Genomic DNA, 26,058 nt, shown 5'->3' with positions numbered 1-26,058 from the left:
GTTGTTCTATCCTGAAGGTGAATCCTTTAGTCCGGAGGTAGCGTGCCCCCTCTCAGCCCTGTTGACCAGCTGTTTCTCTGGCTTGAACAGCGCCAGCAGCCTATGCATGTGGGGGGACTCCAGCTGTTCTCCTTCCCGGAAGGGGCGCCTGATGACTACGCGGTCCGTCTCGCGCAGTCGCTGCGTGAGTATCGGCAGGTGTCACCACCGTTCAATCAGCGCCTTTCCCATCGTTTTGCGCAGCCAGTCTGGGTTCCGGACGACGATCTGGACCTGGGGCATCATTTCCGTCGCGAAGCACTGCCGGCACCAGGGCGGATCCGTGAGCTTCTGGCCTTCGTGTCCTCCGAACACAGTCATCTTCTGGATCGTGACCGTCCCCTCTGGGAATGCCATCTTATCGAAGGGGTAACGGATCGCCGGTTCGCGCTTTACACCAAGGTCCATCATTCGCTGGTCGATGGCGTCTCCGCCATGCGCATGGCCCAGCGCATGCTGTCGGCTGATCCGGATGAACGGGAGATGCCGCCAATCTGGGCCATGCCACCGAAATCCAGCGGCAGCCTGGATGAAGGGGGGTCAACGCTGTGGCGCAGCGTGGCGCGCATGCTTGAGCGCTCCGGTAAGCAGCTCGGGACCGTGCCCACTGTGGCGAAAGAGCTGCTGCGCACCATCAACGAATCCCGCCAGCATCCAGGCTACGGGTCCATTTTTCATGCCCCGCGCTGCGTGCTGAACAACAGCATCTCGGGATCCCGCCGTTTCGCGGCCCAGTCCTATTCACTGGCTCGTATCCGCAATGTTTGCGAAGCCACCGGTACAACCGTCAATGACGTGGTCATGGCCATGTGCGCGACTGCCCTGCGCCGTTATCTGCTTGAGCAGGATGAGCTGCCGGATAAGCCCCTGATTGCCATGGTGCCAGTAAACCTGCGCCGCGATGACAGCGAAGGCGGTAACCAGGTGGGCATTCTGCTTGCCTCTCTCTTCACCCATCTGGCGGATCCGCTTGAAAGGCTCAGGCACATCCATGAAGAGGTGCACAGGCAGAAGGCGCGCTACCGCGCCATGTCTGCCGAGGAGGTCATCAACTACACGGCTCTGACTCTGGCGCCAGCCGTTTTCCAGCTTCTGACCGGGATGGCCCCTAAATGGCAGACCTTCAACGTGGTGATCTCGAATGTGCCCGGGCCGGAGTCAACGCTGTATTGGAATGGCGCCCGCCTTGAGGGGATGTACCCGGTCTCGATTGCCATGGACCGGCTGGGTCTGAATATGACCCTGGCGACCTATGGCGATCAGGTGGAGTTCGGGCTGACAGGCTGCCGGCGGACGCTGCCGAGCCTCCAGCGGATGCTTGACCATCTGGAGACCGGGCTGCTGGAACTTGAGGATAGGGTCTAGCTGAGCAGCCGGCGTATTGGTGCAGGCAGTCCGGCCTCCAGAGCATTCTGGCGCGGGAGCCACTGATGACGGCCGTTATCCGAAAGAACGCGCGTTCTGATGGCGGTCAGCTTTACCGGCTGGATCCAGAGGTGATAGTGGCTGAATGTGTGGCGGAAAGGCGCCAGTGTTTCGGGCTCGGAGGTCTGCAGCCCGAGCGAGGTCTCGCAGTGCTCGGGCAGCTCCTCCGGCTGCAGTGCCGGATCAGCCTCCGGGAAACTCATCAGACCGCCCCATATCCCGCTGGGTGGGCGCTGTTCTAGTAGAATCCGGCCCTCGCCGTCTTCGATCACCAGCATCCAGACGCTTTTTTCCGGCTTTTCTTTTTTGGGCTTGCTGCCAGGGTAGGCGTCGGGGTTGTTGCGGGCGTAGGCAAGGCAGCCTTCGCGCACCGGGCAGGCCGCGCATCCCGGGCGCCGGCGGGTGCAGACCATGGCGCCGAGGTCCATGATGGCCTGGGTGTAGGCTTGGATGCGTTCATTCGGCGTGTGGGTCTCGGCATGCTGCCAGAGCTGGTTGGCGACGGACGTGCGCCCGGGCCAGCCCTCCACCGCGTGGTAACGGGCCAGTACGCGCTTGGCGTTGCCATCAAGGATGCTGGCACGTTGAGCATGGGCCTGAGCAACGATGGCTGCGGCGGTTGAGCGGCCAATGCCAGGGAGCTTCTGGAGTTCGTCCTGCGCCTGGGGGAAGGTGCCTGCATGGTCTTCCACAATGGTCATCGCTGCCTTGTGGAGGTTGCGCGCCCGAGCGTAGTAACCAAGACCGGACCAGTAGCTCAGCACCTCATCCGTGCTCGCGGTGGCCAGATCCTGAACCGTTGGGAAGCGTTCCATGAAACGCTCGAAGTAGGGGATGACGGTCGTAACCTGGGTCTGCTGCAGCATGATCTCGGAGATCCAGATCCGGTAAGCGGAAGGGGATCGGTGCCAGGGGAGATTCCTGCGGCCATGCTGGTCATACCACTGAAGCAGCTGTTGCGCGAACCAGTCTGTCATGATCAGTTGAGTAGATTCCGGATTCTGTTCTTGGTCTCGTCGTCCACGCGTTCCTTGATCTCTTCCTCAACGCGTTTGCGGGCCTTTTCCTTGGCTTCTTCTTTCTTGCGGTCGACTTCCTGGCGCGCCATGGACTCGAGCACGTCACCGAAGCGGCGGCCATCAAAACCACAGAGCCCGGCCGGATTATCCCCGAAACCACCCTGGCAGCGCACCGGGATGACCACATTCTGGATGCGTTCGTTCACGCGGCAGGCGTTGTCACGGTGGACCTCGCCCACAACACGCAGGCCCACGCGGTAGTCCAGTATGGACTCAATCAGGTCCACCACACCGTCACCCTCCAGGCGCAGTCCGGCAAGGTCGGCGGTCAGGTTTTCATTTTCCAGTACCCCGCTGTTGATGGTGAAGTTGCCACTCATGTCATTGAAGGGCGTGCTGTCGCCCCAGTCTTCCACGCTCAGCGATTCCCCGTGCGCCTGGCTGATGCCTTTGCAGGCCATGCGCGTCATGTTGACGTTCTCAATGGCGCCTTCCTCGATGCGGAAATCGGCTTTGCCATCGGAATTGTCCAGCAGGGAATCAATACTGTTGCCCTGTGAGGAGGCATTGGCGCTGACATTCACAGCGCCTGACAGCAGGTCCAACTCCGCCAGATCCATCAGCAGGGGCTGGGTCTGAACACCGGAAAGCTGTTTGCTGAACTGCCATTGCGGGTTGTTGCTGCGTGCATCCAGCGCTGCCGTCATGTTGAAGCTGCCCTCGTACAGGTTGGCGCTGAGCTCATCCAGTGATAGACGCCCATCGCCGCCCGTTATCCTGGCAAGCAGGTCAGTGAGCGTGAGATTGCTGGCTACAAGCTCGCCCAGGCTGAGCCGGATATCGAGGTTGAGGCTGCGTAGCGCCTCCAGTGGCAGAAGGTCGCTGTCACCGGCTGTTGCGGTCTGGCTGTTGGGAGCCTCTTTGGCGGTGTTGTCCTCGCTCTCTGTCCTGGGAGGCAGGTAGCGGTCGAGGTTGAGGCGGTTGCCCTCAAGATCCACAACCAGGGCTCCGTTTGTCAGCCCGTAGCCGAGCTCGCCGTTGAATTCAGTGTCGTCCAGCTGCAGGCGGGTTTTCTCAAGATGGACCATGTCATCGCGGGTGGCCAGGGCTGTTTGGAAAGCCGCCCGTGACAGCACAGCCTCATCACTTGTTTTAATCGCCGGCTGGCCAAGCCGCTTCAGCAGCACTGCGGGTGAGAATTCGGCCAGTTTCAGGTTACCGCTGATGTCGGGCGTAGCACTGAACCCCTGCATGTGAAGGTTGGCGGTCACCGCCAGGTTTTCCAGGCTCGCTACCAGATCGCTGACGCGAGCGCTCTGCGCCTCAAGGTCCGCTTTTGCCGAACCGTTCAGTCCGGCACTGATGGTCTCGCCGTTGAAGGCGGCGCCGGCGAGCGTGAAGTCGCTATCAAGGCCGCTAACGCTGAACTGCTCCAGGTTCCGAGCGGCGTTAAGCTGCATGCTGAGCGTGCCATCCACATTCAGCTCAGGCTCATTGAGAGACACACTGAAGCCCAGCTCCAGGGGGAAGTCCTGTCCCAGTGCAATGTCACTGGCTTCAAGACGGGCGTTACTGAGCTGTAATGATTGGCCGGACCGACGATCTTCGACGTTCACCTGAGCGTTGGTGATCCGCACCTGCTGCACATTGAAGCTGATCATCTCGTCGCCGGATTCATCGGTCAGGGTCTGCTGTGTGTCTCCGTTGGTGGCTTCTTGCTGCTGCTCCGCTTCCGGCATGACCCGGGTCCAGTTGCCGGTGCCATTGTCATCCATTATGAGGTTGGCCCTGAAACCATCCAGCTGAAAGGTGTGTACCGCCGGAGCCATCCGGATCAGCGACCAAAGGTCCACGCTGGCGACCAGCTCCTTCAGTGCCACGAAGTCCTCTCCTTTAAGAGAAGCCGTCACATCCGCCACAGACAGTCCCAAGGGCATGAACGACCACTGGATTTCGCCGTTGAGACTGAGTTCCAGATTGGTGTTGTCCGTGGCGGCCTGTTCGATGTGCCCTTTATAGTCGTTCGGGTCGATCACCATCATGGCCGCGCCCACGCCAGCGACAAGCAGGAGAACCAGTGCGACAATGACAATGAGTGCGATGCGGAGGGCTTTCATTCGGCGTTCTCTGACAGTGGCTTCAACGGCTTAAGATAACTCATGCCGGGGGATTGACCAAGGTTATGGAATTGGAGAAGGTGCGCGCACACTGAACAGCTCCGGACCACAACAACAGGAAATCAACCATGTCCATTACAATAGCCATCGAGATTCAGCGCGAGTTTACGCTGGACGCGGACTACGACGCGGTGTTTGAGCTTCTGGCCGATGTACCGCGTTCTGTGTCCTATTTCCCCAAGGTGCACGCGTTGACGGATCTGGGCGACAACACCTACCGCTGGGAAATGGAGAAGGTCGGTGTGGACAAATACAGCATTCAGACGGTCTACGCCTGCCGCTATGAGGCCGACCGGGAACACGGCGTGATCGAGTGGACACCGGTGCGTGGCGACGGCAACGGCCTGGTTGGTGGCCGTTGGGCTATACGCGATGCGGGTGAGGGGCAGACCGCGCTGGCCTTCCAGACTGATGCCGAGTTGACCCTGCCGTTGCCCAGGGTGATGAAGATGGCCGTCTCGCCCGTGGTCAAGCATGAGTTCAACGGCTTCGTTGATACCTATATCGACAACCTCAAGAACGCTTTCCGCGACGCCTGAGGCGCTGAAAGAGGGCGTGGTTTCGGGCTATAATGGCGGCTTTGAACGCCAGTGGATGAATAACATGGCTGATCGGACGGCGCTTGTTGAGCGCGATACGCTGGAAACCCGGATCTGTGTAAGCCTGAATCTGGACGGCACCGGGCGGGCGGTTTTCAGTACCGGGGTGCCTTTCCTCGAGCACATGATGGAGCAGATCGCCCGGCACGGCATGGTGGATCTCAATGTCCAGGCCAGCGGGGATCGTCAGATTGACGACCACCACACTGTGGAAGACATCGGCATCACACTGGGGCAGGCACTGGCCCAGGCCGTGGGTGACAAAAAGGGTATCAACCGTTATGGCCATGCCTATGTGCCGCTGGACGAGGCCCTGTCGCGAGTGGTTCTGGATCTGTCCGGTCGGCCGGGCCTGACGATGGAAGTGCCTTTCACGCGTCCGCGAGTGGGGAACTTCGATGTGGACCTGTTCGAGGAGTTTTTCCGTGGTTTCGTGAACCATGCCATGGTCACCCTGCATATCGATAACCTGCGCGGCACCAACAGCCACCATCAGATCGAGACGGTGTTCAAAGCCCTGGGGCGTGCCCTGCGTATGGCGGTAGCCGAGGACGAGCGTGCTGCCGGGGCCATGCCTTCCACCAAGGGAACGCTCTAAGATGCATGAAGTCGCGATCATCGACTACGGAATGGGCAATCTCCATTCGGTGGGCAAAGCTATTGAACGCGTGGCGCCAGAAGTGCGCGTCTCCATCACGGATCAGTACGAGCGCGTGCGTGCGGCGGACCGTGTGGTTCTTCCGGGTGTCGGCGCCATGCGCGACTGCATGGCCGAGATTCGCCGCTTGGGCGTGGACACCTGGGTGCGCGAGGCGGTGTCGGAAAAACCTGTGCTTGGTATCTGCGTGGGTATGCAGGCGCTAATGGCCTCCAGCGAAGAAAATGAGGGGACCGAAGGCATCGGGCTGTTGCCGGCCAGCGTGCGCTTCTTTGGTCATGACCTCATGGCGGAGGGGCAGCGCCTGAAGGTGCCTCATATGGGCTGGAACCAGGTGTTCCAGACAGCGGTGCCGGCTCTCTGGCGCGATATTGACGATGGCACCCGCTTCTACTTCGTGCACAGCTATTACGTGGAGGCCGAGGGCAACGCCAACCTTGCCGGGCGTTGTCATTACGGCGTTGATCTTGCCGCCGCAGTGGCCGCACCCAACCTGTTCGCGGTGCAATTCCATCCGGAGAAGAGCCATGATGCCGGACTCCAGCTTCTTCGCAACTTCATTGACTGGGATGGTGCTGTTTAATGCTGATTATACCCGCTATTGACCTCAAGGACGGCGAATGCGTGCGCTTGCGCCAGGGCCGCATGGAGGATTCCACAGTCTTCTCCCGGGATCCGGTGGAGGTGGCCGGCCGCTGGGCGGAGGCTGGAGCCCGGCGCCTGCACTTGGTAGATCTCAACGGCGCCTTTGAGGGCAAGCCGGTCAACGGAGACATTATCAATGCCATTGCCCGCAACTACCCGAATCTGCCCATTCAGATCGGCGGCGGTATCCGCTCCCGTGAAGTGGTTGAAGCTTATCTGGACGCAGGCGTGCAGTGGGTCATCATCGGTACCCAGGCGGTACGGGAACCGGATTTCGTCACCGCCATGTGTCATGCTCACCCCGGGCGCATCATTGTAGGGCTGGATGCCCGTGACGGTATGGTGGCCACCGAGGGCTGGGCTGAGACCTCGAGCGTGGAGGCCACGACCCTGGCCCAGCGCTTTGCCAACGATGGTGTGGACGCCATTGTTTATACCGACATCACCCGGGACGGCATGATGGAAGGGGTGAACGTGGATGCAACCCGACGGCTGGCTGAGTCCACGTCGATTCCCGTGATCGCCTCTGGTGGTGTTTCCAGTATGGTGGACGTGCGGGCTCTGGCCTCAGTGGCGGACTCCGGGATTACCGGTGCGATTACCGGCCGCGCCATCTACGAGGGGACGCTGGATCTTGCCGAGGCCCAGCGCCATTGCGACTCGGTGGCCAGGACATGAGTCTGGCGCGGCGTATTATCCCCTGTCTGGACGTGGACAAGGGGCGCGTCGTGAAAGGCGTGAACTTTGTCGAGATCCGTGATGCCGGTGATCCGGTGGAAGTCGCGCGGCGTTACAACGAGGCCGGTGCGGACGAGATTACGTTCCTGGATATCACCGCCAGCCATGAAAGCCGCGATACCACCTATGAGACCGTGGAGCGCATGGCCGGTGAGGTGTTCATCCCGCTGACCGTGGGGGGTGGCGTGCGCCACGTTGATCATATCCGCAATCTGCTCAATGCCGGGGCGGATAAGGTCAGCATCAATACAGCGGCCGTGCATCACCCTGAGTTTGTGCGCGAGGCGGCCGAGCGCTTCGGCTCCCAGTGCATTGTGGTGGCCATTGATGCCAAGCGCGTGAGTAATGAGAGCGAGGCGCCGCGTTATGAGATCTTTACTCACGGTGGCCGTAATGCCACGGGGCTGGATGCGGTTGAGTGGGCCCAGCGGATGGCTGACTACGGCGCGGGTGAGATTCTTCTGACGAGCATGGACCGGGATGGTACCAAAAACGGCTTCGATCTGGGCCTGACCCGTGCCATCAGTGATGCTGTGCCGGTGCCAGTGGTTGCCTCTGGTGGTGTCGGCGATCTGCAGCATCTGGTGGATGGTGTTCTGGAAGGCGGAGCTGATGCGGTGCTCGCGGCGTCCATCTTCCACTTCGGAGAGTACACTATCGTCGAGGCCAAGGATTACATGCGCGACCACGGTATCGTGATGCGCTGAATCAGTCCTGCTGCTGGACCAGGCGTGGATTCGGCAGACTTGGAAAAACGGGCTGGTTGTCATGGCGCATGGACCAGACCGTGCTCACCGTGGCAATGGCGTAACCGTGGCGGTCCAGTTCCGGAAGCACCGCTTCCAGGTAATCCAGAGTTTCCTCATAGGGATGACCAATAGCGATGGCGGTGCCGTTGTCGCGTGCTTTTTTAAGGAGCAGGCGGAACTGCTCGTGGATGCTGGCCGTGTCCCGTCGGTTATCCAGGAAGACATCCCGGCTCATTGCGGGCACATCCTGTGACAGTGCTCTGTCTTCAGCGACCGTGGCCGATGTGGTCCGGCTGTCGATGAACAGAAGGTTGCGCCCCGCGATTGCCTCCATCACCCAGTCCATGGGTTTCCTTACCTGTGTGAGCAGACTTCCCATATGATTGTTGACGCCGGTGGCACCAGGTACTGAGGCGAGGGCCCTTTTAAGCGTGGTATGCACTTGCTTTCGCGACATGTCGGCAGCCAGACCGCCCGGACCCAGGCCGATGCGAGCTTCATTGGCCATGGGGGCGTGCAGAAGAACCTGCTTGCCGTTTGCGGCGGCTGCTGTGGCCTGCTCACGGGTATAGGGCCGGTGTGGCAGGAACGCCAGCGTCAATGGTTGATCCATAGCCAGCAGACGTTCCCCGGCGCCCCGATTGAGGCCAAGGTCATCGATGATGATGGCGATGGTTGGCGGCGGCCCCTGGCCTGCAGCGGTCCCGGAACCGCCCAAAAGCACGGCGCACAGGACGAGGACAAGCACAGACCGCATGGTCGCTTCAGTCCTTCCCGGTATTGCTGCTGCGTTCCGGGTTAAGGATCCGCATGCCTTTGAGCAGGTTCAGAGCCGAACGCAGCTGGTAGTCGCGGCGCTGGGCCTCGTCCTTGCTTTCATCACTGCTGCTGTTATTTGAGTCTTCAGCCTGGCCATTCTTGAGATGGCCGGGCAGATCCGACTCGCTGAAGCGGCGTGCGGCTTCCACGTCGCGCAGCTCCGCGGGCCGTACCTGGATGTCCGGTTCGATGCCCTTGGCCTGGATGGAGCGCCCGTCCGGCGTGTAGTAGCGCGCGGTGGTCAGCTTGATGCCATGGTTGTCGCCAAGCGGCATGACCGTCTGCACCGATCCCTTGCCAAAGGACTGGGTGCCCATGATGACGGCGCGGCGCTGATCCTGGAGGGCGCCCGCCAGGATCTCTGAGGCGGAAGCGGAACCTGAGTTGATCAGCACCACGATGGGTACATTCTCCGCTATGCCGCCAGCGCTGGCGTCGAAGCTCAGCTGGCTGCTCTCAATGCGGCCCTCTGTGTAGACAATCCGACCTTCATTGAGCAGCGAATCCGCAACGTTTACAGCCGCTTCCAGCACACCACCGGGGTTGTTCCGAAGGTCAAGGACCACGCCGTCAAGGTTCTCGCCATGGTCTTTGACCAGTTGCTTGTAGGCGTTACCGAAATCCTTGCCGGTGTTGTTCTGGAACTGGCTGATGCGGATGTAGCCATAACCGGGTTCGAGCATGCGTGAGCGCACGCTGTCGACTTCAATAATGGCGCGCTCAATGGTGACCTCGAGGGGGCTGCTTTCGCCATCACGCCCGATCGTCAGGTTGATCTCGGTGCCCGGCTCCCCGCGCATTTCCTTGACCGCCTCTTCCAGGCTCATGCCTTTCACCGGGGCACCATCGATCTCGATGATCATATCGCCTGCCTGAATACCGGCTTTCTTGGCCGGGGTACCATCAATAGGGGAGATGACACGCACAAAGCCATCCTCCATGCCGACCTCGATGCCTAGGCCGCCGAATTCGCCTGAAGTGCTCTCCTGCAGCTGGGAGAAAGCATCGGGTTCCATGTAGGCGGAGTGGGGATCAAGACCGGATAGCATGCCCTCAATGGCTTTGTTCAGAAGCTTGCGGTCACTGACTTCTTCAACGTAGCCACGCTTGATGCGCTCAAAGACCTCAGTGAACTTGCGCAGCTCGTCCAGCGGCAGCTGTTTCTCCGGGTCCGCGAGCTGGACTTCCAGCTCACTGGTCTGGCCGTCCACGGGCGGCTCTTTCTCGATGTTCTGCGTAGGATTATTGCCGTCGCTGTCGATGGGCTCGGCTGCGATGGCGCTGAGGGCGGTGAGCGCCAGTGCCAGGCTGATACTGACGGCGGTGATGGAGTTCCGGGAGCTGTGTCGCATGGGCGCTGCGTTCCTGTTCAGTGCTGTTCGAGCCAGGCTTCGGGGTTTTCCGGCTGGCCATTATGGCGTATCTCAAAGTAAAGACCGGATTGCGAACGACCGCCGCTGTTACCTGTCCGGGCGATCGTCTCACCGGCCTGTACCCATTCACCCGCCGAACGGCTCAGGGTGTCGTTGTTGCCGTACAGGCTCATGTAGCCGTCACCATGATCTATGATGATCATGAGTCCGAACCCGCGCAACCAGTTGGCAAACACAACGCGGCCGTAATGAACAGCGCTGACGGGCGTGCCTTTGTCCGCGCGGATGCGGATGCCGTTGGCCTGCATGCCGCTGTTACCGACCGCATCGCCGAAATGGTTGCTCACCGTTCCTTTCAGCGGCCATGGCAGTTTAGCATGCAGATCGGCAAATGGCCGGATATCCTCTGGCGCTTCGATGCTTGATATCGACGCCGTCATCTCCTCGATCAGTTCTTCCAGACGTTGCCGGTCCTCACGGAGGGCGGCTAATCGGTTTTCCCGCTCATCGATACGTGCGCGCAGCTCTGTCAGCCGCTGTTCCCGTTCGCGGCGCCGTTGTTGCAGCTTGTCACGCTGCTGACGTGCCTGGTCGCGTTTCGAGGCCAGCTGTTCACGGGTGGTCTGCGCTTGCTGGCGGTTGCGTTCCAACGCTTTCAGAGTATCGGCGAGATCCGCCAGCTGCGCTCGCGTGTGGTCGCCCAGTTGCTGGTGCCACTTCAGCATGCGGGCGGCTTTGCCGGGATCCTGCTGGGAAAAAAACAGTTGAAACGCGGGCTGATCCCCTTGGCGCCAGGCCGAGCGGACGACATTCTGTAGGGTTTCCCGGCCACGCTCGGCCTCGGCTTCAAGTTGCTGATTGCGCTGTTGCAGTTCGGCCAGCTTGCCGTCCAGGTGATCAACCTCGGTGTTAAGCCGGTTGAGTCGCTTCTGGCTTTGGGCGACGGCTTGTTCAGCATCGCGCAGGCGGCTCAGGTGGGCATCCTCGTCAGCGCGGGCCGTTTCGAGCCAGTGTGACACCGACTCGATAGCCTGTTTTACCTCATCCAGTCGCTCGCGGGCGGCCTGCTCATCCTCCTGTGCCGGAGCCGCAAGCGCCGTTCCGAGCAGCATCGCCAGAACGACGCGTCGCATCTCAGGCCCCGGGCTGGATCAGCGTCTGGCCGGTCATTTCCGCGGGCTGTGGCTGATCCATAAGGGACAGCAGTGAGGGCGCGATGTCGCAGAGTGCACCGTCCTCCCGCAGGCTGAGCTCACGCTTGCCGACATAAACCAGCGGAACGGGCAGGGTGGTATGCGCCGTATGGGGCTGGCCGGTTGCGGCATCACGCATCTGCTCACAGTTGCCGTGATCGGCGGTGACCAGAGCCTGGCCGCCATTGGCTTCAAGGGCTTCCAGGACCTGGCCGACGCTTTTGTCCACGGCCTCAGCCGCTTTGGTCGCCGCTTCGATGCTGCCGGAGTGGCCTACCATGTCACAATTGGCGTAATTGCAGATCACCAGGTCGTACTGACCGCTGTTGATCGCCTCAACCAGGCGCCTGGTCACTTCCGGGGCGCTCATTTCCGGCTGGAGGTCGTAGGTGGCGACCTTGGGGGATGGGACCAGAATGCGCTCCTCGCCCGCGAAAGGTTCCTCACGCCCGCCATTGAAGAAAAAGGTGACGTGGGCGTATTTCTCGGTTTCCGCGATGCGCAGCTGTTTCAGTCCCAGATTGCTGGCGTATTCGCCTAGCATGTTAGGCAGCGGCTCGGGCGGGTAGGCACAACTGGTATCAAGGTTGGCCTCGTATTCCGTCAGCATCACGAAGTCCGACAGGCGTGGTTCGCTGCGGCGTTTGAAACCACTGAAATCCTGGTCCACAAAGGTGTGTGCCAGCTGGCGGGCGCGGTCAGCGCGGAAGTTCATGAACAGGACCGCGTCGCCATCATCAATGGTGACCGGCGATTCGTTTTGCGCCGCGATCACGCTGCTGGTGACGAATTCATCGTCCTCGCCCCGCTCATAGGCAGCTTTCAGTGCTTGCACGGCGGAATCGGCGCGGTGTTCGGCCTCGCCCAGGGTGAGCAGGTTGTAAGCCTTTTCGATGCGGTCCCAGTTGGTGTCTCGGTCCATAGCGAAGTAGCGCCCGATAACCGACGCAACACGGCCCACGCCGGCTTCACGCAGCAGCTCGTCCGCTTTTTCCAGCGATTGGCGGGCACTGCGCGGTGGCATATCCCGGCCGTCCAGAAAGGCGTGGATATAGACACGGCGCGCGCCCTGTTCCATGGCCATGCGACAGGCAGCGAAAAGGTGCTCCTCGTGGCTGTGTACGCCGCCAGGGGAGAGCAGCCCCATCACATGAACCGCGCCGTCCGCTGCAATGGCGCCGCGGATGGCGCCGCCCAATGCCGGGTTCTCTGCCAGGGCGCCATTATCAATGTCGCGGCTGATGCGGGTCAGGCTCTGGTAGACCACGCGCCCTGCACCCAGGTTCATGTGGCCGACCTCGGAGTTGCCCATCTGGCCCTCGGGTAGTCCCACGGCGAGACCGTCGGTATTCAGCAGCGTCCGCGGGCATTGCGACCAGAGCCGGTCCCACGCCGGGGTTTGGGCAAGACTGACGGCGTTGTCATCGGTGGGCTCGCGCTGGCCCCAGCCATCCATGATGATGAGCGCGGTTGTCTGACGTCTGTCACTCATGTCGTCGGGTTCCGGGTTGCCTCGAAAGGCCCTGATTCTAACCTGATTACGTACGCCCCGGCCATTGGCGCACCTGTCGTCGCCGCCGGGCCCTGTGTATAATCGCCGCTGAACGAACAGGGCCAGGTTGGCCCGCACACAGGTGTGGCGGAGAATGATCCAACAGATATTCGAATTTGCCCTCAATCACTGGATTCTTGTCAGTGCCTTTTTTGTACTGCTGCTGGCGCTTTTCTGGGTGGAAAGCAGTCGCGCGGGGCGTAAGGTGGCACCGCAGGAGGCCGTGCTCATGCTGAATCGGGATGAGGCCGTGGTGGTCGATGTCCGCGAGAAGAAAGAGTTTTCTGAAGGCCACATCCGTGGCGCCGAGCACATTCCCATGGCGAAACTTAAAGAAAGTGGGAACCAGCTCCGGAAACACAAGGACAAACTGATTATCCTCGCGGACAAGGCGGGCCAGCATTCGGGCATGGCCGTTAAGGAGATTCCCAATCGTGAGGAGCTTCAGGTGGCGAGGCTTACGGGTGGTATGGTGGAGTGGCGGAACGCCAATTTACCGGTCACCAAGTAAACAGCCCGCCGGTGACATAATGGGCCGGATCGGCGGCCCTGGCAGCAACAGCACACAGGAATAACGCAATGGCGGAGAATAACGAGACACAGGCTGGCGCCGCGGGTGCTCAGCAGGGCGATGACAACCAGCCACAATTCGCACTGCAGCGCGTCTACATCAAGGACAGCTCCTTTGAGGCACCGAACACGCCCAGTATCTTCCGGGAGCAGTGGAAGCCCGAGGTCAGCATGGACCTCAATACCAGCCATACCGCGCTGGGAGAAGACCAGTACGAAGTTGTACTGCAGCTGACCCTGACGGCCAAGATCGGTGAGCAAACCGCCTATATCGTGGAAGTGCAGCAGTCAGGAATCTTCGTGGTGCGCAACTTCGACGAGGGTCGCCTGGGCCAGATGCTGGGTGCCTATTGCCCCAACGTGCTCTTCCCCTATGCGCGCGAGTCGGTCGATACGCTGGTCACCAAGGGCAGCTTCCCGCCGCTGATGCTGGCCCCGGTCAACTTCGACGCCATCTATCAACAGGCGCTTGAGCGTCGCCGTCAGGAGCAGGCGGGCGAGGCGGAGCAGCAGAGCCACTGAGCCGCCTGCTCCGAGCCCGCGCACGTCTTCCCCATACCGGTGGCGTTAATGGCGGTCGTTAACTCACGATCGTTATTCAATCCGCCACACGGTTGCCGGCACTTCGCAGCTGGATCCGGCCGTACCAGGCGCGGGTCTGGCCTTTGTGGTTGTCGCAATCAGTCATGATGGCCAGAGCCGTAATGCGCTCCGGGACCTCGCCATGCTGTTCTTTGAAATCCGCCCGAAGGTTCCTTGTGACGGTCTGCCACTGATTCTCTCCGCCGGCTTTTCCTGAGTCGACCGCGATCATCCGGGCACGGGACTGGAAAGGGTTGGTCCAGCTGCTGCCTTCAGGCTCTGTGCTGGCCCATACGTAGTTGAGCGCTCGTGTTTTCCAACGCAGCCAGGTTGGCTCGTGGACCGCGTAGATCCGGGCAGGAAAGTCGTCACCGTCCCGGCTGCGTTCGTCGATGCCGCTATAGACGGATTCCACCCGCCAGCGCCACTCGATAATGGGCGTTTCGTCGAGATTGATCGATTCTTCAAGATAGAGCCCTGATGCCGTGCCAGCTTTGCAGGTCGCGCGCACCGCTTCGCGGCCATCCACTGTTACCAGCTCGTAATCGGTTTTGCCTGCGAAGCTGTGATGCTGCCACCCGGCAATGGCCTCGGGGGAAAAGGTTTGATCCGCCATACTGGGCGTACTGAGTAGAATCAGGATAATCAGTACAGCTCGCCCCATCCTCAGATATGCCCCTGGAGCCAGGCCCAGGCAATCCCCAGGTACTCATGGATGGCGCTCTCACTCATCTCCAAAGCCTGGGCGGAAGGCAGCCAGTAGGCGGGGTCATTCGCCACGGCAGTGCCTGCGGCACGGCGGGCGGTGGGCGCCGGAATCGGGTTAAGGCCAGCCTTGCGATTGAGCAGCATGGCCCGTGGCATATGCGACGCGGATGTGACCAAAAGGAAGGGGTCGTTGCCTGCGGCCTCGCGCATGAATTCAGCCTCCTCACGGGTGTTGCGGGGATTGGGGTGAATGCGCAGGCGCTCCGGATCCGCCCCCATAGCGATGGCAGCACGGCTCATGACGGTGGCGCTGGGGGCGCTGCCGAAGACGCTGCCCCCGGAGAGCACCAGGGTACTCTCGGGCAGTGCGCGTTGCAGTCGCAGCCCTTCGGCAAGGCGGAGACTGGCAATGCCGCTGAGTCGGGTCGTCGGTGGTGCGTCGGCATCCCCAGAGGCGCTGGACCCCAGAACCAGTATCCAGCGGATGTCGCGGAAGGCTTGCGGCTGGCTGACGGGATCGTAGCGGGTTTCGAGGGGCAGGATCAGCCAGCGGGCCAAGGGCTCGACAGAGAACACCAGAAACAGGATGACAGCCAGGCCGGCGGCGGTGGCCGCAAGACGAGTGCGTCTCAGCAGGCGCAGGAGACCTGCCATTAAAAGGATCAGGCAGACCAGTGGCAGGGGGCTTAAAAAGGCGGCAATAAGTTTCGTCAGCAGCATACGGGAAGGGTACCCGATCCTGTTCCATGCGGGAAATATTTGACACTACGGGTGGGCCCATCAGAATTGGGGCATGTCTAAGCCTCCGAACCGTCTCCCCAGCCTCGATGTGCTGCGTGGCCTGGCCATTCTTGGCATCCTCGTGGTCAATGTTCGTACCTTTGCGGAAGTGTCAACCGCCCAGCTGAATCCTGGCGTCACTGGCAGCTTTGAGGGCGCGCAATTCTGGGTCTGGTTCGTCTCCCACCTTCTGTTTGAATACAGTTTCATGCCATTACTGGCAGCGCTTTTCGGGGCAGGACTGGTCATTCAGGGTGACCGGCTTGCCGCTGAGGGGCTTCAAGCGGGTCGTTTGATACGACGTCGAATGGGGGCACTGGGTGTCATTGGGCTGGTCCATCTGGTGTTCATCTGGTACGGCGACATTCTGTTGTTGTATGCCGTTGTGGGGGTCATTGCAGCGCGATTCAGGCATCTGCCGCCCGCCCGGCTCATGGGGTGGGCATTGCTGTTCTATCTGGTTCCTTTCGCCTTTGGGCTGCTGATGAGCGGAATACTGAACTGGATTCCGGCTGATGAGTATCAGGCCTTCCGCGAACAGTTCTGGAGCGCCGACTCCACTCTCGTGCAGCAGGAGATTGAGGCTTACCGGGGAGGTTGGGCCGCTCAGTTTGAGCATCGGCTGATGGTCCTCTTCGAAAGCTGGCCGAGCATGCTGGTGACTGAGTCGGGGTGGCGTGTGCTGGCACTGATGCTGGTGGGTATGGCTCTTTACCGTAGTGGCTTTTTTTCCGGGAGCTGGCCGGAATCGCCCTATCGCCGCCTTGCGCTGCTGGGGTTCGGCCTCGGTCTGCCCTTATGTCAGTGGGGCGTTCTCTACAACATGACCCATGAGTGGCGGATGGCGGAATCGCTTTATGCGGGTCGTCAGTTCAATCTCTGGGCGGGGCCTCTGGTATCACTGGGGTGGGCATCGCTGGTGATGCTGGCGCTCCGGCGGGGGTTCCTGAAAGGGGTTACTGAGCGCGTCAGGGCCGTCGGCAAGGTTGCGCTCAGTGCCTACTTGCTGTGTTCCGTTCTGGGAACAGCGTTTTTCTACACTGGCGGGCGCTTTGAGGCCACGCCCCGGCTGGTTCAGCTGCAGTTCGTTTTAGCGGTCTGGCTGGTGTTACTGGTGCTTGCGCCACTGTGGCTTCGGTACTGGCGCACTGGACCTGCCGAGTGGCTGTGGCGGCGATTCACGTATCAGGTGGCGCGCCGGTAGGCGGGTCAGCCGTGGAACCCCCAGATCTGGGGGATCAGCGTGATGGCGGTGGCGGCAACCAACAGACTCAGTGGCACGCCCATACGCATGTAGTCCGTGAAACGGTACCGGCCAGGGCCGTAGACCATGAGATTGGTCTGGTAGCCCAGCGGTGTAATGAAGCTGGCGCTGGCGGCAAACATGACCGCGATGGCAAATGGCAGGAAGTTCACCCCCAACTGCTCGGACAGAGCGAGAGCGATTGGGAACATGAGTACGGCTGCTGCGTTATTGGTGATGACTTCGGTGAACAGCGCCGTCAGCAGGTAGACAATAGCCAGAGCGACCCAGGGTGAGAGGTCACCGCTTCCCAGAAGGCTGCCGGCCACCCACTGGGCAGCGCCGGTTTCATCCATGGCATTGCCCAGAGCGAAGGATGAGGCGATAACCACCAGCACTGGCAGGTCCAGACTTCGGCGGGCGCGCGAGGCGCTGGTGCAGCCGAACAGGATCATGGACCCTCCGGCCAGAAAGGCCGCTTCCATGATGCTGAGCAGGCCGCTGGCGCTCAGCGCCACCATGCCCGCAAGAATGGCCAGAGCTGCCGGGGCGCGGCTGAAGTCCGGCGGCGTCGAGTCGTTGAGCGCGCTTACCAGCAGGAAATCACGACGGAAGCGGTACTGTTCCACGAACTCGTGGCTGGCCTCAAGCAGCAGGGTATCGCCCATGCGCAGGCGGATGTCACCCAGCTTGCCGGAAACCCGCTTGCCTTCGCGTGAAACCGACAGAATGGCGGCATTGAACCGCGAGCGGAAGCGGCTCTCGCGCACAGTCTGCCCCAATCCTGCAAACTCTGGCCCGAGAACAACCTCCACGAGACAGCGCTGATGGTTGGCCAGCTCCAGCTTCTGAACATTGACATTGGCGGGCCGCAACCCCTGAATGCGGCGCAGCTCGCTGGCACATTCGGGGGCGCCCACGAAATACAGATGGTCTCCTCCCTTAAGGTCGCGCGTGGGTTCGACCGGCGAAATCAGGTGGCCGTCACGCTCAATCTCTGTGAGATAACCATAATTGAGGGCGCGGAGCCCCGCTGAGGCAACTGTTTTGCCGGTCAGCGGGCCCTTTTCATCGACTTCCACCTCGACGCCGTATTCGCGAACGGCGTCGAGGTCCTCGCTGATGCCTCCGCGGTCGGGCAACATACGGTTGGCGAAAAGCACCAGAAACGTGCCGCCGATCAGCAGCAGCGGCAACCCCACCCAGGCCAGCTCGAAGAGGCCAAGCTGGATCCCCAGCCGGGACTGGAGCAGGCCGTCGACCACCAGATTGGTACTGGTCCCGATCAATGTGCAGGTCCCGCCGAGAATGGCGGCGTAACTCAGTGGCAGCAGAAGCCGTGATGCGGGAATGCCCAAGCGCTGCGCCCAGTCCTGGACTGCCGGGATGAACATGGCCACTACAGCCGTGTTGTTCATGAAGGCGCTCATCAGGCCAGTGGGGACAACAAGCCGTGCCTGGGCCCGCCAGGTACCCGAGGGGTGACCCAGAAGGTGGCGGGCCAGCCACTGTATAGCGCCAGTTTCCTTGAGCCCGGCCGCGACGACATAAAGAGTGGCGATGGTGACCACCCCCGGGTTGGAAAATCCGGCGAGCGCCTGGGCCGGGGAAAGAATGCCCAGAATCAGCATGACCGCCATCGCCGTCATCAGCACGAGGTCCGCGGACAGACGAGTGAAGATCAGGGTGCTTAGAACCGTGACCAGGGTGGCCAGGGTAAACGCCGCTTCCCATTCCATAGTGGTCAGGTGTCATCCCTTTGTTTGAGCAGGTCACGCTCTTTGAGGTAGGAGAGCAGGTTGTCAACGCAGGCATCCACGCTCAGGTTGGAGGTGTCCAGCGTGATTTCCGGGTGCGCCGGCGCTTCGTAAGGGGAGTCAATGCCGGTGAAGTCCCGGATCTCGCCGCTGCGCGCCCGCTGGTAAAGGCCTTTGGGGTCGCGTTTCTCACAGGTGGCAAGCGGCGTGTCCATGAAGACCTCGATGAATTCGCCAGCAGGGAACATGTTGCGTATCAGCCGGCGGTCGCTGGCAAAGGGAGAAATGAAAGCACTGAGCACGATCAGGCCGGCGTCCGCGAACAGCTTGCTGACTTCCCCGATGCGCCGGATGTTCTCTTCCCGGTCCTCGTTGGAGAATCCGAGATCACGATTGAGGCCGTGGCGAACATTGTCACCATCCAGCAGGAAGGTGTGATAGCCCTGTTTATGCAGCGCGACGTCCAGGGCATTAGCTATTGTGGACTTGCCTGAACCTGACAGCCCGGTGAACCACAGCAGGCAGGGATGCTGGTATTTGATACTGGCGCGCTCGGTGCGCGAAATCTTGTGATCATGCCAGACAATTTGGTCGCTCACGATGGATCCTTCCTCAACTGATACCGGGGTCGCAAAGGCGAGTATTTTCATCCAGTGTCCATGCTCGGTGCAATGCCGGGGCGGGGCCGAGCCCTGCCGGCATCTGATAAACTATCGCAAAACCGGGTAAACAGGAGCACTCAACTATGCGTGATGTTGTCATTGCCGCCGCAAAGCGTACCGCCATCGGCACTTTTGGAGGGGGCCTTGCGGGTCAGAGCGCGGCCCAGCTAGGCGCCACCGTTATTCGCCAGTTACTTGGCGATACTGGGATTACCTCAGATCAGGTGGATGAGGTGGTCCTGGGACAGGTTCTGACCGCCGGCGTTGGCCAGAATCCCGCACGCCAAGCGGCGATCGGGGGCGGGCTTACTGAGGCTGTGCCCGCCATGACCATCAATAAAGTCTGTGGTTCCGGGCTCAAGTCTCTGCATCTTGCAACTCAGGCGATCCGCTGTGGGGATGCGGACCTGATTATTGCTGGTGGTCAGGAGAGCATGAGCCAGGCACCGCATGTGCTGCCCAACAGCCGTAATGGCCAGAAGCTCGGTCATTGGCAGATGCTCGATTCCATGATTCAGGACGGTCTCTGGGATGCGTTCAACGATTACCACATGGGAGTGACCGCCGAGAATATCGCCCGCGAATACAGCATCACCCGCCAGGAGCAGGATGCGTTTGCCGCTGCGTCTCAACAGAAGGCAGAAGCGGCCATCAACGACGGGCGCTTCAGTGATGAGATTGTTCCGGTCAGTATTCCTCAGCGCAAAGGTGATCCCAAGGTCGTGGATACGGACGAGAATCCCCGACCGGGTGTGACCGCGGAGGGGCTTGCCGGCCTTAAGCCAGCGTTTCAGAAAGACGGCGGGGTGACTGCCGGTAATGCCTCGGCTCTGAACGACGGGGCTGCTGCTGTGGTGGTGTGTTCCGCCGAAAAGGCTCAGGAGCTGGGGCTTGAGCCGTTGGTGACCATCCGCGGTTACGCCAATGCCGGCGTAGCGCCAGAGATCATGGGAACCGGCCCCATCCCCGCAACCCGTAGTGCTCTGGAACGGGCAGGCTGGGGGGTTGATCAGCTTGATTTGGTCGAAGCCAATGAGGCGTTCGCCGCTCAGTCGATTGCCGTCAATCGGGATCTTGGCTGGGATACCTCACGCGTGAACGTCAACGGTGGTGCCGTTGCCCTGGGTCACCCCATCGGCGCTTCGGGGTGCCGGATACTGGTGACCCTGTTGCACGAGATGCGTCGGCGCGAGGTGCAGCGTGGCCTCGCCACGCTGTGCATTGGCGGTGGCATGGGGGTTGCGCTTGCGGTGGAGCGCTGAATGCTGAACATTGCGCTTTATGAGCCCGAGATCCCTCCTAACACCGGCAATATTATGCGGCTGGCAGCCAACACTGGCTGCCGCCTGCACCTGATCCAGCCTTTGGGCTTTCAGCTGGACGACCGGCGAATGAAGCGCGCCGGGCTGGATTATCGCGAGTACGCCAGTGTCCAGGTGCATGACAGCTATCGCACCTTTCTGGAATCGGAATCCATTCGTGGGGGCCGGCTGTTTGGGATTTCCACCAGAGGTACGCAGGGTCACCATCAGGTGGCGTTCTGCTCCGGAGATACACTGATGTTTGGCCCCGAAACCCGTGGTCTTCCGGATGAGGTACTGACCGGCTTGCCGCAGGGGCATGTACTGCGCCTGCCGATGGTGCCTGAGCGGCGCAGCCTGAACCTTTCCAACGCGGTTGCCGTCGTGGTCTTCGAAGCCTGGCGGCAACTCGGTTTTGAGGGAAGTGCCTGATGGCGATCTATGAGGTGGGTGGCGCAGTCCGTGACCTGTTGCTTGGGAACCCCGTGAAGGACCGTGACTGGGTGGTGGTTGGCGCCACCCCGCATCAGATGTTGGAGGCCGGCTACCGGCAGGTGGGGGCTGATTTTCCCGTATTTCTTCATCCAGAGACGCATGAGGAATACGCGCTGGCTCGCACGGAGCGTAAGAGTGGTCATGGCTACCACGGGTTTGAGGTGCACAGCGCCCCGGATGTCACCCTGGAAGACGACCTGCAACGTCGGGACCTGACCATTAACGCCATGGCCCGGGATCCCCACGGAAACCTCGTGGATCCTTTCGGGGGTGAGCAGGACCTTGCGGACCGGGTGTTGCGCCATGTCTCTCCGGCTTTTGCGGAAGATCCGCTGCGTATCCTGAGGACGGCTCGTTTTGCTGCCCGTCTTGCCCCGATGAAATTCGCAGTGGCGGATGAAACCATGGCCCTGATGCGCTCGATGGTGGCAGCGGGCGAAGTGGATCATTTGGTGCCCGAGAGGGTCTGGCAAGAAACCCGTCGAGCCCTTCATGAGCCGTGCCCTCATGTCTTTTTTGAGGTTCTGGACGCTTGCGGGGCCCTGGCGGTGGTGATGCCGGAGATCGTCTCACACGCCGAGGTCCTGGAAGAGGGTCTGGCAGCGCTGGCGCAGGCCGTATGCCTTAGTGACGCCACTGAAGTGCGTTATGCGGCGCTGCTGGCCAGGCTGGATGAGGACACGGCTCAGAAATTCAGTGATCGGCTGCGGGTGCCCAACAGTTGCCGGGATATTGCGGTGAGCGCAGTGACTCTGCCGCGCTGGCCGCAACCACTGACAGCGGACTGGATCGCGCAGTTGCTGGAAAAGGCGGATGGCTGGCGGCGCCCGGAACGATTTGAACAGCTGTTGGTGGTGATGGAAGCCTGTGGTCTGGGCGAACAGGCAGCAGGCCGGGTGCGTGAGGCGCGCGCGTGGGCCGCTGCGGTGGATCCTCAGGCTCTGATGGCGGAAGGGTATCGCGGTAAGGCACTGGGGGAGGCCATATCGGCTAACCGGCGACAGGCGATTGAACGGGTGGTTGATGGAGACGCCGAGGATGAATGAATACCGGGGGGTGGCGCTGGTGACCGGCGCGGCGAGACGGCTGGGTGCCGCTACGGCAAGGGCTCTGCATGAGCGGGGCTATCGGGTGGTGGTGCATTACCGCAGCGGGGCCATTGATGCGCAAGCGTTGGTGGCAGACCTTAATGATGAGCGCGCTGGCTCTGCCGTGGCGCTGCAGGCCGATCTGCGAGACCCGGAGGCGGTTCAGGCGCTGGCTCGCGAGGCCGCAGACTATTGGTCCCGGCTCGACGTTCTGGTGAACAATGCCTCTGAGTTCTTCCCTACACCTGTGGGCGAGTTGAGCATGGAGCAGTGGGGGCGTCTGATGGACACCAATCTGCGTGCGCCTGTGCTCCTGGTGGAAGCGCTTGCCGCAGAGCTGAAACATCAGCATGGCTGTATCATAAACCTGATCGATGTGTATGCTGAGCGCCCGCTGCCGGATCACCCGGTTTACTGCGCCACCAAGGCGGCTTTGGCGTCGCTGACCCGTTCGTGGGCAAGAGACATGGCGCCCGCGGTGAGAGCCAATGGGGTAGCGCCGGGCGCGGTGTTATGGCCGGAGGGTGACGCTGGTGATGCGATGTCAGAGGAGACCAGGCAGACAATTCTCGAGCAGGTGCCTCTTCACCGAACCGGCCAGGCGTGGGACATTGCGAGCGCCGTGGCCTGGCTGGCGTGTGATGCACCCTATGTCACCGGGCAGGTTCTGAACGTGGATGGCGGCCGCAGCGTTTCCGCCTGACGTCTGGTTTCTAGCCCGGCTTGACCTGATCCAGATCCATGGATACCCGGTGCTGCTTCTGCAGGAAGTCGATTAATACCATGGCCCGGGTTTCCCCATCGTATTCCTGGAAAACCGCATTGAGCCCACGAAAGGGGCCTTCCAGAATCTCAAGTTTGTCGCCCTTGTGGATACCACCAGCGTTAGCGGCTGACTCCAGGCCTTTACGGATGCTCTGGATGATCTCGTCGGCGATCGGCGCGGGCTTGTTGCCGAAGCTCACCACCCGCACGACGCCCCGGGTTGAGCGCAGCTTGTGCCATACAGGATCCGTCAGGTCCAGGTTGATGAACAGGTAACCACGGAACAGCGGCTCGCGCCTCAGGCGGCGTTTGCCGCCCTGAATTGTCTCCACGTCGATCTGCGGGAAGAAGCACTCAATGCCCTGATTATCAAGGTTAGCTACGGCGCGCTCGGCCTGCGCGGGTTTGTGCTGTAAGGCGTACCATGCCATAGAAAGAAATCCCTTCCGTTACTGCTTAATACTTCATTCTAGTGTGCAATTGTCAGCAGGTTAAGACGGATATTGATAAAAGGGCCTTTTTCAGGGGCGGTCAGAGCCCTATGGTGGATTATATCCGCCGCAAGGGGCGGGGATATCGGTAGAAAGGAGGTGATCATCATGAGTGTTCTTCTATGGCTTCTGGCGGGGCTGGTACTGCTCTATCTCGGGGCCAACTGGTGGCTCGGTACTGCTGGTCTCGTTATTGCAACGGGCGTTGGGTTCTGGCTGGACGGCTGGCACTGGCTGAGTGTTTTCATCGGAACCGCGCTTTTGTTGGGAACGCTGGTGGTCATTATCCCCTCGCCTGTGCGCCGCAAGCTGATCAGCAGCCCGCTTCTGGGCGTGGTCCGGGGCATGCTGCCAACGCTTTCAGACACGGAACAGCAGGCTCTCAATGCCGGCAGCGTTGACTGGGATGGTGAGTTGTTCTCCGGCCGGCCCGACTGGAACCATCTGTTGAGCTTGCCGCATCCCAAGCTGACCGAGGAAGAGCAGGCTTTCATCGATGGACCGGTGGACGAGCTCTGCGCCATGCTGGACGACTGGTCCATTACCAATGAGCGTTACGACCTGCCACAGGAGGCCTGGCGGTTCATCCGTGAGAAAGGCTTCTTTGGTCTGGTGATTGACAAAAACCACGGCGGGCTCGGGTTCTCGAACACGGCGCACTCCGAGGTGGTGATGAAGCTCGCCTCCAGGGGGGTCTCCGCGGCGGTTACCGTCATGGTGCCCAACTCCCTGGGCCCGGGCGAGCTGATCACCTATTACGGCACGGATGACCAGAAGCAGTACTATCTGCCACGCCTGGCAAAGGGCGACGAAGTCCCCTGTTTCGCCCTGACGTCACCTGTGGCTGGCTCGGATGCGGGGGCCATTCCGGACCGGGGCGTCATCTGCCGGGGCTACTGGAACGGCCAGGAAGTGCTCGGTATGAAGGTCACCTGGAACAAGCGTTACATCACCCTGGCACCGGTGGCTACGCTGATCGGTCTGGCGATCAAGGTCTATGACCCGGATCATCTGCTGGGCGATGACCACGATCTGGGCGTGACCACGGTGATGGTGCCGGCGGAGACGGAAGGTGTGAATCACGGCGCCCGGCATCTGCCTATGAACACCGTTTTCATGAATGGCCCAACCTGGGGCGATGATGTCTTCATTCCCCAGGAGCAGGTCATTGGCGGGCGCGAAATGATCGGACAGGGCTGGCGCATGCTGCTGGAGTGCCTGTCCATCGGGCGCTCCATTTCGCTGCCGGCTTTGGGTACCAGCGGGGGCAAGATGGCCTGCCTGACGACCGGATCCTATGCGGCGGTGCGAGAACAGTTCGGGCGCTCGATCAGTGACTTCGAGGGTGTTCAGGAAGCGCTGGAGCCTATGGCCGGATACACTTGGATGATGGACAGCGCCAGACTCTTCACCTCCGGCATGCTTGATCGTGGGGTGAAACCCTCGGTGCCCTCGGCGCTGCTGAAGTATCGCAACACGGATCTGATGCGCAAGGTCGTGACCAACGCCATGGATGTGGTAGCCGGGCGTGGCGTCATTAAGGGACCGCGCAATTTCCTGGCGCGGATTTACCAGGCCATCCCCATCGCCATAACCGTTGAAGGGGCGAACATCCTTACCCGCAGCCTGATGGTCTTTGGCCAGGGCGCCATACGCTGCCATCCCTACATCGTGCAGGAGATCGAGGCAGCTGGCATGGACAATTCCGGTCAGGCTGTGCGTAAGTTCGACGGTGTCTTCTTCGCGCACATTGCCCATACTAGTCGTAACGTACTGCGCTCTGTGATCCTCGGGGTGACTGGCGGGCGTGTACAACCGACGCCCGGCGAAGGTGGCCTTCGGCGTTATTATCAACAGCTTTCGCGCTTCGCCGCCGCCTTTTCGGTGCTGACGGATGTCAGCCTTCTGACGCTTGGGGGCAGCCTCAAAGGGCGCCAGCGGTTCACCGGTCGCATGACGGATGCGCTGGTCGGGCTCTATTACGCGTCGGCCTCCATTAAGCAGTGGCATGAGGAAGGCTATGACGAAGCCACCCGCGACCTTGTTGAATGGAGTCTGCAGCAGTCGCTTTACGACATCCAGAGCGCGCTTTACGAGGCTGTGACCAATTTCCCAGTCAAGCCTCTTCGCTGGCCGCTGAAAGCGCTGGTGTTTCCGTTAGGCGTGCGCCTGCGCCGGCCTGATGATGAGCTGGGGCAGCGTGTGGCGTTGAGTATCGTGAAAGAAGGCGGTGCCAAGGAGCGGATTCCGCGTGGCGTCTATCACACCGAGGACCCGGAGGATGCGGTTGGGCGCATTCTGCATGCGCTGCGTCTGGCGCGGGAGACAGAACCCGCCCGCCAAAGGATCAATGATGCCATCCGCAAGTCGGACCCGGATGAGCTCCAGGACATCGAGATGCTGCTAGGCCATCAGCGTGAGGAGCTGCTCGATTGGGCTCAGGAGCGTGAGTTGTTGGATGATACGCAGCGTGAGCGCGTTTCCGAGGCTATGGCCGCCATGTACGACACCATCCGTGTGGATGCCTTCTCCAAGGAGAGCCTTGAGGCATTGGCCAAGGATTCAATCGGGCGTCTGGAGCTGGTTGAGCGGCCCAAGGCGGAAGATGAACCCATGAATTAGCGGGCGGG

25 protein-coding genes are annotated in these 26,058 nt (G+C 61.1%); 14 read left to right on the top strand and 11 right to left on the bottom strand.

Annotated elements, in window-relative coordinates:
- Positions 1–42: 42 nt before the first annotated feature.
- Positions 43–1,404: a WS/DGAT/MGAT family O-acyltransferase gene (locus AAF659_RS12250; RefSeq protein ID WP_349752046.1), complete on the top strand. Its 1,362-nt coding sequence runs from the start codon at positions 43–45 to the stop codon at positions 1,402–1,404.
- Here AAF659_RS12250 and mutY read toward each other — a convergent pair.
- Positions 1,401–2,441 carry an A/G-specific adenine glycosylase gene (gene mutY, locus AAF659_RS12245; protein WP_349752044.1) on the bottom strand — a complete coding sequence of 347 codons (1,041 nt, stop codon included), beginning with the start codon at positions 2,439–2,441 and terminating at the stop codon, positions 1,401–1,403. The two genes, AAF659_RS12250 and mutY, sit on opposite strands and share 4 nt — an antisense overlap.
- A gap of 2 nt (positions 2,442–2,443) precedes the next feature.
- Positions 2,444–4,600 carry an AsmA family protein gene (locus AAF659_RS12240; protein WP_349752043.1) on the bottom strand — a complete coding sequence of 719 codons (2,157 nt, stop codon included), beginning with the start codon at positions 4,598–4,600 and terminating at the stop codon, positions 2,444–2,446.
- Between the two features lie 128 nt (positions 4,601–4,728).
- On the opposite strand from AAF659_RS12240, the gene AAF659_RS12235 reads away from it, so the two are divergent.
- From AAF659_RS12235 to hisF, 5 genes are all read left to right on the top strand, one after another.
- A complete protein-coding gene (locus tag AAF659_RS12235; RefSeq protein WP_349752042.1) occupies positions 4,729–5,199 on the top strand; it encodes an SRPBCC family protein in 471 nt (156 codons plus the stop codon).
- A gap of 64 nt (positions 5,200–5,263) precedes the next feature.
- Positions 5,264–5,857 (top strand): imidazoleglycerol-phosphate dehydratase HisB, encoded by a 594-nt coding sequence (hisB, locus tag AAF659_RS12230; RefSeq protein WP_349752041.1) that lies wholly within the window; start codon positions 5,264–5,266, stop codon positions 5,855–5,857.
- A gap of 1 nt (position 5,858) precedes the next feature.
- Positions 5,859–6,500 (top strand): imidazole glycerol phosphate synthase subunit HisH, encoded by a 642-nt coding sequence (hisH, locus tag AAF659_RS12225; RefSeq protein ID WP_349752039.1) that lies wholly within the window; start codon positions 5,859–5,861, stop codon positions 6,498–6,500.
- A complete protein-coding gene (gene hisA / locus AAF659_RS12220; RefSeq protein WP_349752038.1) occupies positions 6,500–7,240 on the top strand; it encodes a 1-(5-phosphoribosyl)-5-[(5-phosphoribosylamino)methylideneamino]imidazole-4-carboxamide isomerase in 741 nt (246 codons plus the stop codon). Before hisH ends, hisA begins: the two co-directional genes overlap by 1 nt.
- A complete protein-coding gene (gene hisF, locus AAF659_RS12215; protein ID WP_349752037.1) occupies positions 7,237–8,007 on the top strand; it encodes an imidazole glycerol phosphate synthase subunit HisF in 771 nt (256 codons plus the stop codon). The genes hisA and hisF overlap by 4 nt, the downstream gene beginning before the upstream one ends.
- A 1-nt stretch (position 8,008) precedes the next feature.
- Here the strand turns inward: hisF and AAF659_RS12210 are convergent, their stop codons facing one another.
- Genes AAF659_RS12210 through gpmI form a run of 4 tightly spaced genes read right to left on the bottom strand, consistent with a single transcriptional unit; the run spans position 8,009 to position 12,926 of the window.
- On the bottom strand, positions 8,009–8,806 hold the full coding sequence (locus AAF659_RS12210) for a divergent polysaccharide deacetylase family protein (protein ID WP_349752036.1): 798 nt from the start codon (positions 8,804–8,806) through the stop codon (positions 8,009–8,011).
- Positions 8,807–8,813: 7 nt separating this feature from the next.
- Positions 8,814–10,220, bottom strand: a complete 1,407-nt coding sequence (locus tag AAF659_RS12205) for a S41 family peptidase (RefSeq protein WP_349752035.1) — start codon at positions 10,218–10,220, stop codon at positions 8,814–8,816.
- A gap of 17 nt (positions 10,221–10,237) precedes the next feature.
- Entirely contained in the window at positions 10,238–11,374 is a 1,137-nt protein-coding gene (locus tag AAF659_RS12200; protein WP_349752034.1) for a murein hydrolase activator EnvC family protein, read from the bottom strand.
- 1 nt (position 11,375) lies between these two features.
- Entirely contained in the window at positions 11,376–12,926 is a 1,551-nt protein-coding gene (gene gpmI, locus AAF659_RS12195) for a 2,3-bisphosphoglycerate-independent phosphoglycerate mutase (protein WP_349752033.1), read from the bottom strand.
- 154 nt (positions 12,927–13,080) lie between these two features.
- On the opposite strand from gpmI, the gene AAF659_RS12190 reads away from it, so the two are divergent.
- Entirely contained in the window at positions 13,081–13,497 is a 417-nt protein-coding gene (locus AAF659_RS12190) for a rhodanese-like domain-containing protein (protein WP_349752032.1), read from the top strand.
- A gap of 68 nt (positions 13,498–13,565) precedes the next feature.
- Positions 13,566–14,078 carry a protein-export chaperone SecB gene (secB, locus tag AAF659_RS12185; protein ID WP_349752031.1) on the top strand — a complete coding sequence of 171 codons (513 nt, stop codon included), beginning with the start codon at positions 13,566–13,568 and terminating at the stop codon, positions 14,076–14,078.
- 76 nt (positions 14,079–14,154) lie between these two features.
- Here the strand turns inward: secB and AAF659_RS12180 are convergent, their stop codons facing one another.
- Both AAF659_RS12180 and AAF659_RS12175 read right to left on the bottom strand, forming a co-directional pair.
- Positions 14,155–14,802 carry a DUF3047 domain-containing protein gene (locus AAF659_RS12180; RefSeq protein ID WP_349752030.1) on the bottom strand — a complete coding sequence of 216 codons (648 nt, stop codon included), beginning with the start codon at positions 14,800–14,802 and terminating at the stop codon, positions 14,155–14,157.
- A 2-nt stretch (positions 14,803–14,804) separates the two neighbouring features.
- Positions 14,805–15,566: a YdcF family protein gene (locus AAF659_RS12175; protein WP_349752029.1), complete on the bottom strand. Its 762-nt coding sequence runs from the start codon at positions 15,564–15,566 to the stop codon at positions 14,805–14,807.
- A gap of 73 nt (positions 15,567–15,639) precedes the next feature.
- Here AAF659_RS12175 and AAF659_RS12170 point away from each other — a divergent pair, with 73 nt between their 5' ends.
- Positions 15,640–16,830, top strand: a complete 1,191-nt coding sequence (locus AAF659_RS12170; RefSeq protein WP_349752028.1) for a DUF418 domain-containing protein — start codon at positions 15,640–15,642, stop codon at positions 16,828–16,830.
- A gap of 5 nt (positions 16,831–16,835) precedes the next feature.
- Here the strand turns inward: AAF659_RS12170 and AAF659_RS12165 are convergent, their stop codons facing one another.
- Together AAF659_RS12165 and cysC are read right to left on the bottom strand one after the other, a co-directional pair.
- The gene (locus AAF659_RS12165; protein ID WP_349752027.1) at positions 16,836–18,608 is read right to left on the bottom strand and encodes an SLC13 family permease; all 1,773 of its coding nucleotides are present in this window, start codon (positions 18,606–18,608) and stop codon (positions 16,836–16,838) included.
- A 5-nt stretch (positions 18,609–18,613) separates the two neighbouring features.
- The gene (gene cysC / locus AAF659_RS12160; RefSeq protein WP_349752146.1) at positions 18,614–19,228 is read right to left on the bottom strand and encodes an adenylyl-sulfate kinase; all 615 of its coding nucleotides are present in this window, start codon (positions 19,226–19,228) and stop codon (positions 18,614–18,616) included.
- A gap of 143 nt (positions 19,229–19,371) precedes the next feature.
- On the opposite strand from cysC, the gene AAF659_RS12155 reads away from it, so the two are divergent.
- From AAF659_RS12155 to AAF659_RS12140, 4 genes are read left to right on the top strand one after another with little or no spacing between them, the layout of a single operon-like run.
- Positions 19,372–20,550 carry an acetyl-CoA C-acetyltransferase gene (locus AAF659_RS12155; RefSeq protein ID WP_349752026.1) on the top strand — a complete coding sequence of 393 codons (1,179 nt, stop codon included), beginning with the start codon at positions 19,372–19,374 and terminating at the stop codon, positions 20,548–20,550.
- Positions 20,551–21,021 (top strand): tRNA (uridine(34)/cytosine(34)/5-carboxymethylaminomethyluridine(34)-2'-O)-methyltransferase TrmL, encoded by a 471-nt coding sequence (gene trmL, locus AAF659_RS12150; protein WP_349752025.1) that lies wholly within the window; start codon positions 20,551–20,553, stop codon positions 21,019–21,021.
- The gene (locus tag AAF659_RS12145) at positions 21,021–22,130 is read left to right on the top strand and encodes a tRNA nucleotidyltransferase/poly(A) polymerase-related protein (RefSeq protein WP_349752024.1); all 1,110 of its coding nucleotides are present in this window, start codon (positions 21,021–21,023) and stop codon (positions 22,128–22,130) included. Before trmL ends, AAF659_RS12145 begins: the two co-directional genes overlap by 1 nt.
- Positions 22,123–22,875, top strand: coding sequence for a pteridine reductase (locus tag AAF659_RS12140; RefSeq protein WP_349752023.1), 753 nt, complete (start codon positions 22,123–22,125; stop codon positions 22,873–22,875). The genes AAF659_RS12145 and AAF659_RS12140 overlap by 8 nt, the downstream gene beginning before the upstream one ends.
- A 10-nt stretch (positions 22,876–22,885) precedes the next feature.
- Here the strand turns inward: AAF659_RS12140 and rfaH are convergent, their stop codons facing one another.
- Entirely contained in the window at positions 22,886–23,368 is a 483-nt protein-coding gene (rfaH, locus tag AAF659_RS12135) for a transcription/translation regulatory transformer protein RfaH (protein ID WP_349752022.1), read from the bottom strand.
- Between the two features lie 168 nt (positions 23,369–23,536).
- Here rfaH and AAF659_RS12130 point away from each other — a divergent pair, with 168 nt between their 5' ends.
- A complete protein-coding gene (locus tag AAF659_RS12130; protein WP_349752021.1) occupies positions 23,537–26,050 on the top strand; it encodes an acyl-CoA dehydrogenase in 2,514 nt (837 codons plus the stop codon).
- The last annotated feature ends 8 nt before the right edge of the window (positions 26,051–26,058 follow it).

Source organism: Salicola sp. Rm-C-2C1-2 (genome assembly GCF_040196175.1).
Taxonomy (GTDB): Bacteria; Pseudomonadota; Gammaproteobacteria; order Pseudomonadales; family Oleiphilaceae; genus Halospina.
Note: the sequence above shows the minus strand (reverse complement) of the source record. Positions and strands in the feature narration are given on the sequence as shown.

Coding starts and splice junctions, on each gene's coding strand:
- mutY (WP_349752044.1), bottom strand. CDS start 2,441: ATGACAGACTGGTTCGCGCAACAGCTGCTTCAGTGGTATGACCAGCAT.
- AAF659_RS12240 (WP_349752043.1), bottom strand. CDS start 4,600: ATGAAAGCCCTCCGCATCGCACTCATTGTCATTGTCGCACTGGTTCTC.
- AAF659_RS12235 (WP_349752042.1), top strand. CDS start 4,729: ATGTCCATTACAATAGCCATCGAGATTCAGCGCGAGTTTACGCTGGAC.
- hisB (WP_349752041.1), top strand. CDS start 5,264: ATGGCTGATCGGACGGCGCTTGTTGAGCGCGATACGCTGGAAACCCGG.
- hisH (WP_349752039.1), top strand. CDS start 5,859: ATGCATGAAGTCGCGATCATCGACTACGGAATGGGCAATCTCCATTCG.
- hisA (WP_349752038.1), top strand. CDS start 6,500: ATGCTGATTATACCCGCTATTGACCTCAAGGACGGCGAATGCGTGCGC.
- hisF (WP_349752037.1), top strand. CDS start 7,237: ATGAGTCTGGCGCGGCGTATTATCCCCTGTCTGGACGTGGACAAGGGG.
- AAF659_RS12210 (WP_349752036.1), bottom strand. CDS start 8,806: ATGCGGTCTGTGCTTGTCCTCGTCCTGTGCGCCGTGCTTTTGGGCGGT.
- AAF659_RS12205 (WP_349752035.1), bottom strand. CDS start 10,220: ATGCGACACAGCTCCCGGAACTCCATCACCGCCGTCAGTATCAGCCTG.
- AAF659_RS12200 (WP_349752034.1), bottom strand. CDS start 11,374: ATGCGACGCGTCGTTCTGGCGATGCTGCTCGGAACGGCGCTTGCGGCT.
- gpmI (WP_349752033.1), bottom strand. CDS start 12,926: ATGAGTGACAGACGTCAGACAACCGCGCTCATCATCATGGATGGCTGG.
- AAF659_RS12190 (WP_349752032.1), top strand. CDS start 13,081: ATGATCCAACAGATATTCGAATTTGCCCTCAATCACTGGATTCTTGTC.
- secB (WP_349752031.1), top strand. CDS start 13,566: ATGGCGGAGAATAACGAGACACAGGCTGGCGCCGCGGGTGCTCAGCAG.
- AAF659_RS12180 (WP_349752030.1), bottom strand. CDS start 14,802: ATGGGGCGAGCTGTACTGATTATCCTGATTCTACTCAGTACGCCCAGT.
- AAF659_RS12175 (WP_349752029.1), bottom strand. CDS start 15,566: ATGCTGCTGACGAAACTTATTGCCGCCTTTTTAAGCCCCCTGCCACTG.
- AAF659_RS12170 (WP_349752028.1), top strand. CDS start 15,640: ATGTCTAAGCCTCCGAACCGTCTCCCCAGCCTCGATGTGCTGCGTGGC.
- AAF659_RS12165 (WP_349752027.1), bottom strand. CDS start 18,608: ATGGAATGGGAAGCGGCGTTTACCCTGGCCACCCTGGTCACGGTTCTA.
- AAF659_RS12155 (WP_349752026.1), top strand. CDS start 19,372: ATGCGTGATGTTGTCATTGCCGCCGCAAAGCGTACCGCCATCGGCACT.
- trmL (WP_349752025.1), top strand. CDS start 20,551: ATGCTGAACATTGCGCTTTATGAGCCCGAGATCCCTCCTAACACCGGC.
- AAF659_RS12145 (WP_349752024.1), top strand. CDS start 21,021: ATGGCGATCTATGAGGTGGGTGGCGCAGTCCGTGACCTGTTGCTTGGG.
- AAF659_RS12140 (WP_349752023.1), top strand. CDS start 22,123: ATGAATGAATACCGGGGGGTGGCGCTGGTGACCGGCGCGGCGAGACGG.
- rfaH (WP_349752022.1), bottom strand. CDS start 23,368: ATGGCATGGTACGCCTTACAGCACAAACCCGCGCAGGCCGAGCGCGCC.
- AAF659_RS12130 (WP_349752021.1), top strand. CDS start 23,537: ATGAGTGTTCTTCTATGGCTTCTGGCGGGGCTGGTACTGCTCTATCTC.